This is a genomic window from Xanthobacter sp. BG11Y11_SDJG (genome assembly GCF_057364445.1).
Genome location: NZ_JBNFNU010000857.1, coordinates 1 through 644, shown reverse-complemented (window position 1 = coordinate 644; position 644 = coordinate 1). Strand labels below are relative to the sequence as shown.

Below are 644 nucleotides of genomic sequence, written 5' to 3'. Positions count from 1 at the left end.
CCGCAAGGGCGGCCTCGCCGGCGGCGCGGTCGTGCCAGGCGGCGGGCGAGGTCGCGCAGCGGGCTCGAAGAAGGCCGGCGCCAGACAGCAGGATGAACAGCCGCCGGCCAGGTCGAGCGGCCGGCCCCAATGGCCGAAGTCGAGCACGCCCAGCAGGCTGAAGCCCACATAGACCGCCACCATGGCGACGCCGAGCGCCGCGAAGAGTTCCAGCACCGCGGACGAGAGGAAGGCGATGCGCAGCACCGCATGGTGCGCCGGCGCAGGCTCTCCGCCTCGGCGCGCAGCCGCCGGGCGGTGGCATCCACCGCGCCGAGGGTGCGGATGGTCGAAAGGCCGCGCAGCCGGTCGAGGAGCGCGCCGTTGAGGCTGCCCAGCTCCGCGAGCTGTGCCGCGCTCACCGCCTTCGCGCGCCAGCCCACGAGGGCCATGAACAGCGGGATCAGCGGCGCCGCCACGGCGAGGATCAGCGCCGCCGTCCAGGAGAGCGGCAGGACCGCAGCCAGGATCACCGGCGGCACCACGGCCGCCCGCCAGCGCGCCGGCTGGAACCGGGCGAGATGGGGCACCACCGCTTCCGCCTGCTCCACGAGGACGCTCGCGGCCAGCCCCGACGGCGCGCGCGCGGCATCGAGCGGCGAGCG

1 pseudogene is annotated in these 644 nt (G+C 76.1%); it reads right to left on the bottom strand.

What is annotated here, in order from left to right:
• Nucleotides 1-644: pseudogene (locus tag AC2W7M_RS26970) on the bottom strand (ABC transporter transmembrane domain-containing protein); the annotation flags it as partial.